Origin of the sequence: Streptomyces sp. NPDC006624 (assembly GCF_040611555.1) — a bacterium.
GTDB lineage: Bacteria > Actinomycetota > Actinomycetes > Streptomycetales > Streptomycetaceae > Streptomyces.
Genome location: NZ_JBEXOM010000009.1, coordinates 26,573 through 39,588 on the forward strand (window position 1 = coordinate 26,573; position 13,016 = coordinate 39,588).

General features: G+C 72.3%; 8 protein-coding genes. 5 read left to right on the forward strand and 3 right to left on the reverse strand.

Annotated features, from left to right (window positions below; genetic code table 11):
• Positions 1–278: 278 nt before the first annotated feature.
• Positions 279–968 (forward strand): hypothetical protein, encoded by a 690-nt coding sequence (locus tag ABZY20_RS18420; protein WP_356442578.1) that lies wholly within the window; start codon positions 279–281, stop codon positions 966–968.
• Between the two features lie 4 nt (positions 969–972).
• On the opposite strand, the gene ABZY20_RS18425 is transcribed toward ABZY20_RS18420, so the two are convergent.
• The 3 genes from ABZY20_RS18425 to eccB are packed head-to-tail and all read right to left on the reverse strand — an operon-like array spanning position 973 to position 4,399.
• Complete coding sequence (locus tag ABZY20_RS18425) at positions 973–1,566, reverse strand: hypothetical protein (protein WP_356442579.1); 594 nt, start codon at positions 1,564–1,566, stop codon at positions 973–975.
• A gap of 5 nt (positions 1,567–1,571) precedes the next feature.
• Entirely contained in the window at positions 1,572–2,843 is a 1,272-nt protein-coding gene (gene mycP, locus ABZY20_RS18430; protein ID WP_356442580.1) for a type VII secretion-associated serine protease mycosin, read from the reverse strand.
• A gap of 29 nt (positions 2,844–2,872) precedes the next feature.
• On the reverse strand, positions 2,873–4,399 hold the full coding sequence (gene eccB, locus ABZY20_RS18435) for a type VII secretion protein EccB (protein WP_356442581.1): 1,527 nt from the start codon (positions 4,397–4,399) through the stop codon (positions 2,873–2,875).
• 206 nt (positions 4,400–4,605) lie between these two features.
• On the opposite strand from eccB, the gene eccE reads away from it, so the two are divergent.
• The 4 genes from eccE to ABZY20_RS18455 all read left to right on the forward strand — a co-directional run bounded on the left by eccE (position 4,606) and on the right by ABZY20_RS18455 (position 13,013).
• On the forward strand, positions 4,606–5,937 hold the full coding sequence (gene eccE, locus ABZY20_RS18440) for a type VII secretion protein EccE (RefSeq protein ID WP_356442582.1): 1,332 nt from the start codon (positions 4,606–4,608) through the stop codon (positions 5,935–5,937).
• An 8-nt stretch (positions 5,938–5,945) separates the two neighbouring features.
• Positions 5,946–6,743: a hypothetical protein gene (locus tag ABZY20_RS18445; protein WP_356442778.1), complete on the forward strand. Its 798-nt coding sequence runs from the start codon at positions 5,946–5,948 to the stop codon at positions 6,741–6,743.
• A gap of 234 nt (positions 6,744–6,977) precedes the next feature.
• Positions 6,978–10,862 carry an SCO5717 family growth-regulating ATPase gene (locus tag ABZY20_RS18450; RefSeq protein WP_356442583.1) on the forward strand — a complete coding sequence of 1,295 codons (3,885 nt, stop codon included), beginning with the start codon at positions 6,978–6,980 and terminating at the stop codon, positions 10,860–10,862.
• A 297-nt stretch (positions 10,863–11,159) separates the two neighbouring features.
• Complete coding sequence (locus ABZY20_RS18455; protein ID WP_356442584.1) at positions 11,160–13,013, forward strand: ABC transporter substrate-binding protein; 1,854 nt, start codon at positions 11,160–11,162, stop codon at positions 13,011–13,013.
• The last annotated feature ends 3 nt before the right edge of the window (positions 13,014–13,016 follow it).

A 13,016-nucleotide genomic window follows, 5' to 3' on the forward strand; every position in this document is an offset into this window, starting at 1 on the left:
CGGACGCCCATTCCTGAGCCGCGAGTGGTGGAAAAAGGGCGACAGCATCTCCGAGGTGCCCGATCGGTCCCCCCAGTTGGAGTCGGAGGAAGTGCCGGCGGACGACTTCATCCAGCCCAGCACCGGAGCCCGATGAAGGCGGAGTCCTGCGCGAGCGCTGACCACGCGAATCGAACGCTCTTCACAGCCCTTGAGGCCCACGCGCGCGGCGTGGACGACGCCGACGCCACGAAGAAGCTGATCACCGCTTACACCCAGTCTGTGGAGGGCTCGGACACATGCCGCTGACCCCGGAAGGACGGAAGCCCCGCCGTCTCCCGCGACACGCTCTCGCATCCTGCGCCGCCCTCGCGCTGCTGGCCGGCTGCGGCAGTGCCGACGGCAGCGGCACCCGCTCCGCCGGTGCGCCCGCGCCACTCAGTGCCGGGCAAGCCGCAGCCACGCTGCCCGACGCACAGACCGCCCCGGGATGGAAGGTCACCGCGCCACCGGTCGCGTATCCGCAGAGGAAGGCCCGGGAACTGGGAGTGGCCCGGTGCTACGAAGGAGCCGAGGAGTGCGCGAAGCCGCGGGTCACCGGCACCTCGGGGATGGCGGGCGGCCATGGCAAGCCGCGATTTGACTTCGTTCTGATGGCATACGAGGACGAGGACGCCGCGCGGGCTTCCTACGCGCCCGTGTGGAAGGCCTGGAGCGGGCGGAGCGTCGAGCCGCGCGAGCTGGACCTCGGGGAGATCGGGGACGAGAACGATGCCGTGAGCGGTCTGCATTTCTCGCTCGCGGACGGGGCCAAGGCGGCCATCGCACAGGTGCGGGTCGGCAGCGTGATCATGGTGACCGTCGGTGAAGCCGGCCCTGGCATCGAGTTGCCGGGCAGGCTCGAGGAGTTCACCGCCGTCTTCGCGGAGCGAGCCGAGCAGGCTCAGGACGGAAAGACGCCTTCCGCCGCCCTGGACGACGTGGGCTGACCGGTCAGCACGCCCCTTCCCGTGAGGTCACCGTGAGCCGGTAGCCCAACTCGGTGTACGTCCCCTCGCCGCCCGTGATGCCCGGCGGCGTGTAGTCGTCCTCCTTCGAGCGCACGCGCTCGATGTGGAAGCAGAACTCGGCGTCGGCGCCGTTGGCGGAGACGGTGAGGTACGCGTCGGCATCCGTGTTGCCGTCGGCCGCTGCGGCGGCGACGCCGGACTGCGGGGCGTCGCCCCCGCCGTTCTCGACGACCTCGCTCTCGATGAGCGTGTCGTACTCGTAGATGTGGGTGGCGGGTTCGCCCCATTCGTCGACCCGGTACAGGGACCCGTCGAGCTCGTACGTGGCCTGTTCCACCGCGCTCTTCAACTCGTCGTCGCTCCACTTCAGGTCGTCTTCCACAGCGAGGCCTTGGAAGCCCCTCACCGTGCCGATCACCGCCATGCCTATGAAGAGGATGCGGGCGGCGACGAACGCCGCGTCCGGGATATCCGGCGCGGACGGGTTGAGGGACTCGCGCCACGCACGCACCCGATCCGCCTTGATGCAGGCCATGGCGATCAGCACGGCCGCCAGGGCGAAGGTGATGATCGACATTTTCGTCAGCATGCCGGGCCTCCCAGGTCTCTGCGTCGGCGTCGCGCGTCCCGTACCGCGACCGCCGTCCCACCGAGTCCCGCCGCCAGGACGAGGCCGCCGACCACGACGTAGGTGCCGAGGCGGGTGTTGCGTTCCTCCGGAGTCTCGCCGAAGTGGACGGGGGCCACCGAGGGGGCCTCGGCACCGACCGGGTTCTGCTCGGGGCGGGGGGACTCGACGGGGCTGGCCGGGTCGACGTCGGTGAGGGCCCTGACCGGGTCGACCACGCCCCAGCCGACGAGGATGTCGTGGCCGGGGATGGTGCGTTCCGCGGTCTGTTCGATCTGGGCGACGATCTGCCGGGCCGTCCACCGGGGGTGTTCGGCCTTCAGCAGGGCGGCCACGCCGGCGACGTACGGGGCCGAGAAGCTGGTGCCGTTGTCGGAGCAGTGTCCGTCGCCGGGGACGGTGGAGATCATGTCGACGCCGGGTGCGGCCACCCCCACGAAGCTGCCGGACTGGGAGAAGGGGGCGCGCTCGTTGTTGCGGTCCGAGGAGGCCACGGCGAGGACGCCCTCGTACGAAGCGGGGTAGGTGACCTTGACGTTGCCGCCGAGCCCGTCGTTCCCGGCCGAGGCGACGATCACCACCTGTTTGCCCAGGGCGTAGTTCACCGCCTGTTCCAGCTCATCGGCCGGTTTCACGGCGTTGGCCGTGTCCTGGGAGATGTTGATGACGTCCGCGCCCACGTCCACGGCGTGGCGGATGGACTGTGCCAGGGTCAGCGCCGTGCCGTTGCCCTCGGCGTCGTTCTGCTTGATCGGGATGATCGTGGCCTCGGGGGCCAGGCCCACGAAACCGGTCCCCTTCACGGGGCGTGCGGCGATGATGCCGGCCACGCGGGTGCCGTGGCCGACCGTGTCCGTCGTGCCGCTCGCGTTGCCGCGCTCGATCTTCTCGCCCTTCTTGTTCTTCCGAGGGAGGAAGTTCCTGCCCTTCGACGCGTCCACGGCCTCGGTGAGCTGAGGGTTCTCGACGTCGACGCCCGTGTCGACGACGGCGACCCGGACCCCCTCGCCCTTCGTCTGCGCCCACAGCTCGTCGAGGTTGACGCGTTGCAGCGACCAGGGGCGGCCCTCGTACTTCTTCGAGGGGAAGGTGCACTGGCCGCTGTCGTCCGCCCGGGCCTCGGGAACCGGGAGGACGAGTTGGGTCGTCGCCGTGAGGGCCGTCGTGGCGAGCAGTATCGCCACCAGCGCGCGGCTCCCGGGCCTGATGTGGCCTGCTTTCAGCATCAGTTCGCTCTCCTACCGGACGCCCGCGGCTACGAGCCCTGCGGCTGACGCGCCGCCGCCTCGGACAGGCGGGGGCCCGTGGGCAGGAACCTCGACCAGGCCAGGGGGACGGGGGCCGGGTCGACCTTCTCGTAGCCGAGCCTGGTCTGGGCGATCCTGGCCTCGGTCAGTGCCTGCTCGCGCTGCTCCGCGGAGGTGCCGATGCCCTTGTCCTTCGTGGCGCTGTCGCTGTTGGACTGCAGGGCGTGGCGCAGGCCGGTGTCGGTGACCAGGAAGACGCTGCCCGCCTCGGTCTCGGTGCCCTGGAACTGGCGGTAGAGCTGTCCGGAGCCGGCGGTGACGTACGCGCTGGAGGAGCCGGTGGGCAGCGTCGCGGGGAAGTCGGTGCCGGCCCAGGTGGACAGGGTCGTCGTGCCGTCCTTCGGGTCGACCGAGCGCAGGACGTTGCAGACGGTGTTGCGGCCGGTGGTGGCGCTGGTGCCGTTGTTGACGGTCCTCGGCTTGTACGTCGGCCACTTCTTCTCGCCGCGGAAGGTGGTGCTGTCGGCCACCGCGCCGGGGCTGACCTGTCGGGCCTCGCCGGTCTGCCCGACGGCGACGAGCTTGCCGCTGTTCAGCAGGAGGGTGGCGGTGAACTCGCTGATCCGGGCGACCTCGCCGGGGAGGACCACGTAGTACTGCATGCGCGTGCCGTCGTAGGCCTTGATGACCATGCCGACCCTGTCGAACTCGCCCAGGCTGTCGGACGCGCCCGCCTCGGCGCCGGGGGTTCCGTCGATCGGGGGAATGGTCAGGGGGTCGCCCTTGTGCAAGGTGTCCAGCCAGTCCTGCGAGACGCGCTGCGGGGCGCGGCCCCGGGTGTCGAGGGCCTTGAGGAGTTCCCTGTCGGTGGAGTCGGCGAGCGGATAGGCCCAGCCGCGGGAGTCGACGACGTACTGCGTCCTGCCGTCCGGACCGACGACGTACATCAGGTCGCCCCCGGAGAGCTTGTTGCGGCCCTCCGTCCTGGCCCACTCCTTCTCGGCGAGGACGAACGCCGCCTTCTGGATGGCCCGGCCGCCGTCGCCGGGACTCTCGCAGACCGCCCAGCGCTTGGCGGCCTCCGCCTCACCGGTGGACGGCAGCCGGTCGGGGGCGTACGGGATGCCGAGGGTGGCGCCGTGCGGGGGCTTGCCGCTGTCGAGGACCTTCTCGTCGACCGTGATGATGCTGTTCTTGTCGGGCTTCAGCAGCAGTTTCGCCGAGGCCATGTTGAGCACCGGGTGCAGCTGCTTCTTGCCCTTCGTCTCCAGGACGACGTAACGCGTGGTCGAGTCGCTGGCGACGATGACGTGTTCGTTCGCGGTGTCCCAGCCCTTCGGGGCGGTGGGACTGAAGAGCCCGATGGCGCCGAACACCGCGAGGATCACCACGCCGACGACCACACCCGGCCATACTGCGCTCAGCGGCTTCGGCGCGCTCTCCTCGGAACCCGACGGCGACGGCCGCAGGAACGAAGCGAGTGTGCGTCGCTTCGCGAAGGTGTAGGCGTTGAGTTCATCGCGGCGTGATGCCATCTGTGTCCGCTTTCTCCCCGTTGCGGAGCCCTGGGGACGGTGATGGTCACCGTCGCCCGCCCGTGGTTGCCTCTGGTGCCTCGGTTGTCAGACCCGGCCCCTACTATGCCTGTTGCGTGGCCGTGCGTGTGCCGTGGGTAGGGCGCTCAGGACACGCAGGAGCGTGGGACAAGGGCATTCGGTAGACATTCGGGGGGTTTGGAGTGATGGCTTCCGCACGGCGGACGCGGTCGCGATCGCAATCGAGGTCACGATCGGGCAGCCCCGGTCCGGCGGCGTCGGTCCGCGGCGCCGCCACGGCATCAGGCACTGTCACGCCGCACCTGAGGGCTCGTTCCGGGCGCGGCGGCTCGTTCGCCGTGCAGCGGCTGGTGCTGCTCGAACTGGCGGCGGCACTCCTCGTGTGCGGCTGGGTGATCGGGCCGTACGCACTGGCACCGGCCGCCGTCGTGGCCGTGATCCTCGTGGTGCTCGCGCTGGTACGGCGCCGAGGGCGCTCCCTGCCCGAGTGGCTGGCCGGCGTGCAGGCCCTGCGCTCCCGCCGCCGCAGAGCCGCCGGCACCCCGGTGCCGCCGGGCACGGACTCGGGGCTGGCCCCCGCCGTCGAGTGCGACCCGAGCCTGCGCACCTACAGCTACAGCCGCGGCAACGACCGTGACCAGCGGCCCGTCGGCATGGTCGGCGACGGCGGCTTCCTCACCGCGGTCCTTCAGGTGGAGGCCGACTTCGGGGCGCTGCGCGCGGAGCGCAGCCGCCGCCCGCTGCCCCTCGCCCTGGTGCGGGACGCACTGGAGGTCGACGGAATCCGCCTGGAGTCCGCGCAGATCGTGGTGCACACCCAGCCCGCGCCCGCGCCGCACCTGCCCCAGCAGTCGGTCGTGGTGACCAACTACACACAGCTTCAGGCGCAGTCGGCCTCTCCGGCCGTCCGCATCACGTGGATCGCGCTGAAACTGGACCCGGAGTTGTGCCCGGAGGCGGTGGCCGCCCGCGGCGGCGGACTCGTCGGGGCGCAGAAGAGCCTGGTGCGGTCGGCGGAGCACCTGGCGAGCCGGCTGACGGGCGCCGGGTTCCGGGTGAGCGTGCTCACCGAGGAGGAGGTGACCGCCGCCATCGCCACCTCCGCCTGCGCCAACCCGATGGTGACCGCCCAGGCCGGGCAGAGCGAGGCGCCCCGGCGGCGTACCGAGGAGACCAGTCGCACCTGGCGGTGCGACAACCGCAGACACACCACGTACTGGGTGCGCCGCTGGCCCGCCCTCGGCGGCTCCGGCACCGGTCTGCCGCAGCTGGTCGCGCAGTTGACCGCGGTGCCCGCCTTGGCGACGACGCTCAGCCTGACGCTGGCCGGGGGCGGACAGCAGGAGGTGTCCCTCACCGGGCATGTGCGGGTCACCGGGCGCAGCAGCACCGAGCTGGCCGCGTCACGGCGCGAGTTGGAACGTGTGGCACGGCAGGCGCGGACCGGACTCGCCCGGCTCGACCGGGAGCAACTGCCCGGAGTTCTGGCCACCCTGCCGCTCGGAGGTGCCCGCTGATGGCCGCCATGACGACACCGGCCTCGTCCGGCAACTCCCCGGCGGCGGCACCGTATCCGGCCGCGCCGTCCCGGTCCCGCTCCGAGGGCGGTGGCCTCGCCGAGCGGCTGCGCACGGGTTTCGGGCTGCTCGGCCCCCGCCATCCGCGGCACATGCTGCCGGTCGACCAGTTCGACGCGCTGTCGCTGCCCATCGGTGACGACGGCGTGGTCGTCGGTGTCACCGCCGAGGGCCAGCTCGCCGTGCTCGGGGTGAACCGTCCGACGCCGTACGACGTGCTGCTGATCGGCGGTCTGTGGACGGCCCAGGTGCTCGCGCTGCGCGCCGCGGCGACGGGCGCACGGGTCGCCGTCGAGACCGGCCGTGCCCAGCACTGGTCGCAGGTCGTGCAGGCGGTGGGCGGCGGCCAGTCCGGGATGACGGTGCACGACGTGGGCCGGGTCCCTCCGCTCGGTGCCTCGGCGGGCAGCCCGGTCCTGGTGATCCGGGACTGCGGTATGCGGCCGCCGCGCGGACGCGTGGTGTCGGCGCCCTGGCAGTCGGTGATCACCTTGCTGCCTTATCTCAGCCCGGTGGCGCCCCGGTTGATGCGTCAGGCGCGGCTCATCGGAGTGCAGCGGGTGTCGCCCGACGAGGCCGCCGAGATCGGCCGGGTGATCGGCCTGCCGCGCGCCGAGTTCGAACCGCTGCCGACTCTCGCCGACGGGGTGACCCTGTGGTGCACGGACGGCGACCGCCAGTACGTGACGACGCAGCCCACGGACGCCGAGATCGGTCTGCTGGGCGTTGCCCGGCGGATGGACTGACCGCGAACCGCCGGAGGTGCCGCCGGACTTTGCGTCGGACGCCCATCGGAGGGCCGGACGCGCCTGCCGTGTCCACCCCTTTCTTGATTAGGCTGGGGTGGGGCACGACGCGAGGACCTGACAGGGTGACGCGGTATCCGGGGGTGACCCAGGGGGACAGCCCACAGATTCGTACGACAGCAATGGTCGCCCCAGCACGCTATGAGGGTGCTCGACCACACCAGGAGGAACACTGTGAGCAGCGATCGGGACGGGAACCGCGGGGGCTGGGCGACACCCGGCGATGACCAGCCCGACGCGGAGTCCGCAGCAGAGGTGACGGGCGAGTTCACCATCGACTACGCCCCGCCGGCCTGGTACACGCAGAACGCCTCGGCGAGTTCGGGCTCGGGCTCGGGCTCGTCCGGTCAGGGGGCAGGGGCGTCCGAGAAGTCGAGTCCGCAGGCTTCGGGGGCTTCGGGGACGGCTGAGGGCTCCGGTGCGCCCCGGGGGCCGGTTCCGCCGCTGCCGGGACTGACGCCGCCGCCGCACGCGAATCCTGGTGGTGCGCAGGCGCACCCGCCTGTTCCCGGGCCCGCCGCGGGTCCGGCTCCGGTACCGGCACCGGCACCGGCACCGGCACCGGGGGCGCCGTTCACGCCTCCTGCGCCGCCGCCCGCTCCGGGCGCTCCCTTCACGCCTCCGGCGCCCGCGCCCTCGTCGTCGCCGGGTGCGCCGTTCACGCCTCCGGCGCCGGGGGCCGGGGGGCCGGGTGCCGTGCCGAGGCTTCCCGTGGGATTCGAGCCGCAGGGGGCGCAGCCTCAGGGTGTGCAGCCTCCGAGCGAGCAGCCGCCGCAGCCGCAGGGGACTGCCTCGGATCCGTCGTCTCCCGCGGCTGTGCCGAGCATGCCCGTCGGCGGGTATCAGGCGCAGTGGACACCGCCGGTTCCGCCGGAGGCTCCCGCCGCTTCCGAGCCCTCGGCTCCCCCGCCCGCCGACGATGCCGCGGAGTCCGGGAACGGCGACCTGGAGAGCGGCGCCACCATGCGCTTCTCCGCCGTCGCGCTGAAGCGGGACATCGCAGAGCGGGCCGCCGCGGCCGAGGATCGCGCCGCCGAGCAGGACGAGCAGGAGCCTCAGCCCGAGCACGAGCCTGACGACGAGATCAAGGACGCGGACGCCGAGGTCGCTCCCGGTGAAGCGGACGGCGACCGTGACAGCGCCTCCGAGGCGGAGGACGTGGCCGAGGCGGCGGAAGCGGATGACGTCATCGAACGTCCGGCTTCCGACGACACGGAGTCCGAGCACGAGGAAGCGGAAGTGACCGCTTCGGTTGACGCGGCTCCTGAAGCGGAGAGCGACGAGGGCGCACCGCAGGATGCCGACCTTCAGGACTCCGTGCCGGCGGCCGAGGTGCCCGAGGAGGCGACGTCCGAGAAGGAGACATCTGAGGACGAGGTGCCGTCGGCAGAGGCCGAGGTGTCGTCGGCTGACGCTGACGCCGAGCCGGCCGCCGATGCCCCGTCGGCAGACGCCCCCTCCTCGGAGGTCGAGCCGTCCGTCGCCGAGCCGTCGGACGCTGTACCCGCGGACGCGGTGTCGCCCGACGCCGTACCCTCCGACGCCGCTCCCGAGGACAGCACCCCGCAGGACGCTGCCGCGCCGGACCCGGTCGATGCCCAGCAGCCCTGGTCTCCCCCGGCACCGCAGGGTGTCCCGCCGCTGCCGCCGTCCTACCAGCCGGCCGCGCCGGCACCCGCGAACCAGTGGCCCGCCCAGCAGCCGCAGCCCCAGCCGCAGCCGCATGCCCAGGGCGCGGACACGGACGCGCCCGCGCCCGGACAGCCGTCGGTGCCCGCCCAGCAGCCGCCGTTCCAGCCGCAGGCTCCGCAGCCCGCGCCCGCCGCGTGGGCTCAGCCGCCTGCCCAGCCCGCCCCGCAGCCCGGCGGCTACGGCTTCCCGCAGCCGGGTGCTCCTGCTCCCGCCGCGCACCCGTTCCCGGCCCAGCAGCCCGGCACCCCGCCCGCCCCCACCCCCGACGCACAGGGCGGCTACGGCTTCCCCCACCCCGGCGCACCCGCACCGGCGCACCCCAACCCCCAGGGCGGCTACGGCTTCCCGCACCCAGGTGCTCCGGCCCAGGCCCCGAACGCCACCCCGGCGGCACAGCAGCAACCTGCCGCCGTGCCCAGCCCGCAGGGCGGCTACGGGTTCCCGCAGCCGGGCGCTCCGGCCCCGCACGCGCAGCAGCAACCCTCGGCCCAGCAGCCGGAGACCCCGCCCGCCCCGGCCCCGCAGCCCGGCGGCTACGGCTTCCCGCAGCCGGGCGCTCCCGCTCCCGCCGCGCAGCAGCCCGGCACCCCGCCCGCTCCCGCGCCGACCCCCGACGCCCACGGCGGCTACGGCTTCCCCCACCCCGGCGCACCCGCACCCGTGCCCGCACCGGCGCACCCCGACGCCCAGGGCGGCTACGGCTTCCCCCAGCCGCCCCACCAGCAGCCTCACCCGCAGGCGCAGCCCCAGCCCGGCATCCCGCCGCAGGCCCAGCCGCAGGCGCAGCCCCAGCCGGAGAGCCAAGCTCCGCAGCCCGGTCAGCCCGGTCACCCCGGCCCGGCCGGGCAGCCGCACCCCGGTCTGCCGCCGCAGCAGCCCGTCGACCCCAGGACCGGGGCCGCCTGGCCGCAGCCCATGCAGCACGACCAGCGGCAGCCGACCAACCCCGGTGCCGCGCCGCTCGGTTACACCGCCGCCGTGGAGCTGTCGTCCGACCGGCTGCTCAACAGCAAGAAGCAGAAGGCGAAGAGCAGCCGTCCCGCGCCCGGCGGCGGGCGTTTCAAGATCGGCGGCAAGAAGGAGGAGGCCGAGCGGCAGCGCAAGCTCGACCTGATCCGCACGCCGGTGCTGTCCTGCTACCGGATCGCCGTGATCAGCCTCAAGGGCGGTGTGGGCAAGACGACCACCACCACCGCCCTCGGCTCCACGCTCGCCACCGAGCGCCAGGACAAGATCCTCGCGATCGACGCCAACCCGGACGCGGGCACCCTCGGGCGCCGGGTGCGGCGGGAGACCGGGGCGACCATCCGTGACCTCGTCCAGGCGATCCCGTACCTCAACTCGTACATGGACATCCGGCGGTTCACGTCCCAGGCCTCGTCCGGGCTGGAGATCATCGCCAACGACGTCGACCCGGCCGTGTCCACGACGTTCAACGACGAGGACTACCGGCGCGCGATCGACGTGCTCGGCAAGCAGTACCCGATCATCCTGACCGACTCCGGCACCGGTCTGCTCTACAGCGCCATGCGGGGTGTGCTGGACCTCGCCGACCAGCTCATCATCATCTCGACGCCGTCCGTGGACGGGGCGAGCAGTGCGAGCACGACGCTGGACTGGCTGTCGGCGCACGGGTACTCCGACCTCGTCTCACGGTCCATCACCGTCATCTCCGGGGTGCGCGAGACCGGCAAGATGATCAAGGTCGAGGACATCGTGTCGCACTTCGAGACGCGCTGCCGCGGTGTCGTGGTCGTGCCGTTCGACGAGCATCTCGCCGCCGGTGCGGAGGTCGACCTCGACATGATGCGCCCGAAGGTGCGGGAGGCGTACTTCAACCTCGCGGCGATGGTCGCGGAGGACTTCACCCGCCACCAGCAGGCGCACGGCCTGTGGACCTCCGACGGCAACCCGCCGCCGGTGGCCGCCCCGCCGCTGCCCGGCCAGGGCATGCCGGCCCAGGCCCCGTACCCCGCCGGACCGCAGCAGCCCGCCCCGGGGCAGTACCCGGCGCCCGGCCAGCAGGTCCCGGGCGTGCCCGGCCCGTACCCCCAGCAGCCGCAGCCCGGACAGCCGTACGTCCAGCCCCAACCGGGGCAGCCGTACGCCCAGCCGCAGCCCGGGCAGCCCCCGGCCCAGCCGGGACAGCCGTACCCGCAGGCCGCCGGCCAGCCGCCCCACCCGCAGCCGGGGCAGCCGTACGCGCAGCCTCACCCCGGCCAGCTGCAGCCCCAGCCCCAGCCGGGCTACGGCTACCCACACCCCGGCCAGCCGGGACACCCCGGACACCCTGGCCACCCCGATCAGCCCGGCCACCCCGACGCCCAAACGCCCCCGGCCTCTCCCCCCGCTCCCCCGACGCAGTAACCGCCTCACCCGATCGGCCCCTTTCGAGGGGCCGATCCCCGTTCCGGCCCGCGCCGTCCCGACTCGGCGCGGGCCGTGGCGCGTTCCGGGGTGAAATCCGTTGCCAGGCCCTGGCCAGGGGCGCTTCAGTGGTCTCGACCAATGGGTGCGAAAAGCTCGCCAATTCGTTATTTCCGCAGGCCACATGGGGTGAACGTGCCGTTGACGCGCGGAGACGGCCGCTGATACACACACATCAACCCCCTGACAGCTGATCAACCCGTCCTTCCCGTCCGAGCGATGACGCGAGGTCCGACCATGGGCACGAACGATCAGACACGCAGCCTCCCGCGCGGCCTCCGGCTCGTCGCCGTGGGCGGGGCGGCGGCGCTCACCCTCACCGCCGGTCTCGCGACCCCGCTCGACCCGGCGCCCCGGCAGGCCGGTGCGGCCGACGACGGCAAGAAGGTGCTGACCGTCGCGGTGGCGCAGAGCGTCGACTCGCTCAGCCCGTTCCTGGCGGTCCGGCTGCTCAGCACGAGCATCCACCGGCTCACGTACGAGTACCTGACGAACTACGACCCCAAGGACAACCACGCCATCCCGGGCCTGGCCACCGAGTGGGAGGCGTCGCCGGACAAGCTGACCTGGACGTACACGATCCGCTCGGACTCGAAGTGGTCGGACGGCCGGCGGGCCACCGCCGAGGACGCGGCGTGGACGTTCAACACGATGATGACCGACGACGGCGCCGCGACCGCGAACGGCAGCTACGTCGGGAACTTCCGGAAGGTGACGGCCCCGAGCCCCACCAAGCTGGTCATCGAACTGAAGAAACCGCAGGCCACGATGACCGCGCTCGACGTGCCGATCGTGCCGAAACACGTGTGGGAGAAGGTCCCGGACTTCTCCGAGTTCAACAACGACAAGACCTTCCCGGTCGTGGGGAACGGGCCGTTCGTGCTCACCGGCTACAAGGCCGACAGCTACGTCCGTCTCAAGGCGAACAAGAGCTTCTGGCGCGGGTCGCCCAAGTTCGACGAGCTGGTCTTCCGCTACTACAAGGACCAGGACGCGGCGGTGTCGGCGCTGCGCAAGGGCGAGGTGTCCTTCGTCGCCGGGTCGCCGTCCCTGACGCCCGCTCAGGCGGAGTCCCTGAAGGGCGCGGAGAACATCAAGGTCAACGACGCCCCCGGCCGCCGCTTCTACGCCCTGGCCACCAACCCGGGCGCGAAGGCGAAGAACGGGCGGAAGTTCGGCGACGGCCACCCCTCCCTGCTGGACCAGCGGGTGCGCAACGCGCTGTTCATGGCGGTCGACCGCGAGGCCATCATCGACAAGGTGTTCCGGGGCCACGCCGTCGAGGGCGAGGGCTACATCCCGCCGCGCTTCCAGAACTACTTCTGGAAGCCGTCCGCGAGCCAGAAACTGGCGTACGACCCGGCGAGGGCGGCGCAGCTGCTCGATGAGGCGGGCTACAAGAAGAACGGCGACGGCAAGCGCGTCGGCAAGGACGGCAAGCCGATCACGTACCGCGTCCTGTGCCACGCCACCGACCCGAACGACAAGGCGGTCGGCAAGTACCTCCAGGAGTGGTGGGGCGACCTCGGCATCGGCGTCCGGCTGAACTGCCTGGACAACGTGACCGACCCCTGGCTGGCCGGCAACTACGACCTGGCGTTCGACGGCTGGTCGGTCAACCCCGACCCGGACTTCGTGCTGTCCATCCACACCTGCGGGGCGCTCCCGGCGACCCCGAAGGACACGGGCGCGACCGACAACTTCATCTGCGACCGGGAGTACGACCGGCTCTACGCCCGGCAGCTCGCCGAGTACGACCCCGCCAAACGGGCGGACATCGTCAAGCAGATGGAGTCGCGGCTGTACGACCTCGGGTACATGAACGTCATGGCGTATCCCAACGCGGTCGAGGCCTACCGGACGGACCAGATCAAGTCGATCACGACCATGCCGGCGAAGGCGGGGAACATCTACGGCCAGGACGGCTACTGGAGCTGGTGGTCGGCGGTCCCGGCGGACGCGAGCGGCTCCTCGGACGAGGCGTCCTCGACGGGGGTCGTGGTCGGGATCGTCGCGGGTGTCGTGATCCTCGGCGGGCTCGGTGCCTTCGCGGCGATGCGGCGGCGGGCGACCGCCGAGGACCGCGAGTAGACG

Bases quoted from the DNA above. Each gene is read 5' to 3' on its own strand.
- ABZY20_RS18420 (WP_356442578.1), top strand. From the start codon at position 279: ATGCCGCTGACCCCGGAAGGACGGAAGCCCCGCCGTCTCCCGCGACAC.
- ABZY20_RS18425 (WP_356442579.1), bottom strand. From the start codon at position 1,566: ATGTCGATCATCACCTTCGCCCTGGCGGCCGTGCTGATCGCCATGGCC.
- mycP (WP_356442580.1), bottom strand. From the start codon at position 2,843: ATGCTGAAAGCAGGCCACATCAGGCCCGGGAGCCGCGCGCTGGTGGCG.
- eccB (WP_356442581.1), bottom strand. From the start codon at position 4,399: ATGGCATCACGCCGCGATGAACTCAACGCCTACACCTTCGCGAAGCGA.
- eccE (WP_356442582.1), top strand. From the start codon at position 4,606: ATGGCTTCCGCACGGCGGACGCGGTCGCGATCGCAATCGAGGTCACGA.
- ABZY20_RS18445 (WP_356442778.1), top strand. From the start codon at position 5,946: ATGACGACACCGGCCTCGTCCGGCAACTCCCCGGCGGCGGCACCGTAT.
- ABZY20_RS18455 (WP_356442584.1), top strand. From the start codon at position 11,160: ATGGGCACGAACGATCAGACACGCAGCCTCCCGCGCGGCCTCCGGCTC.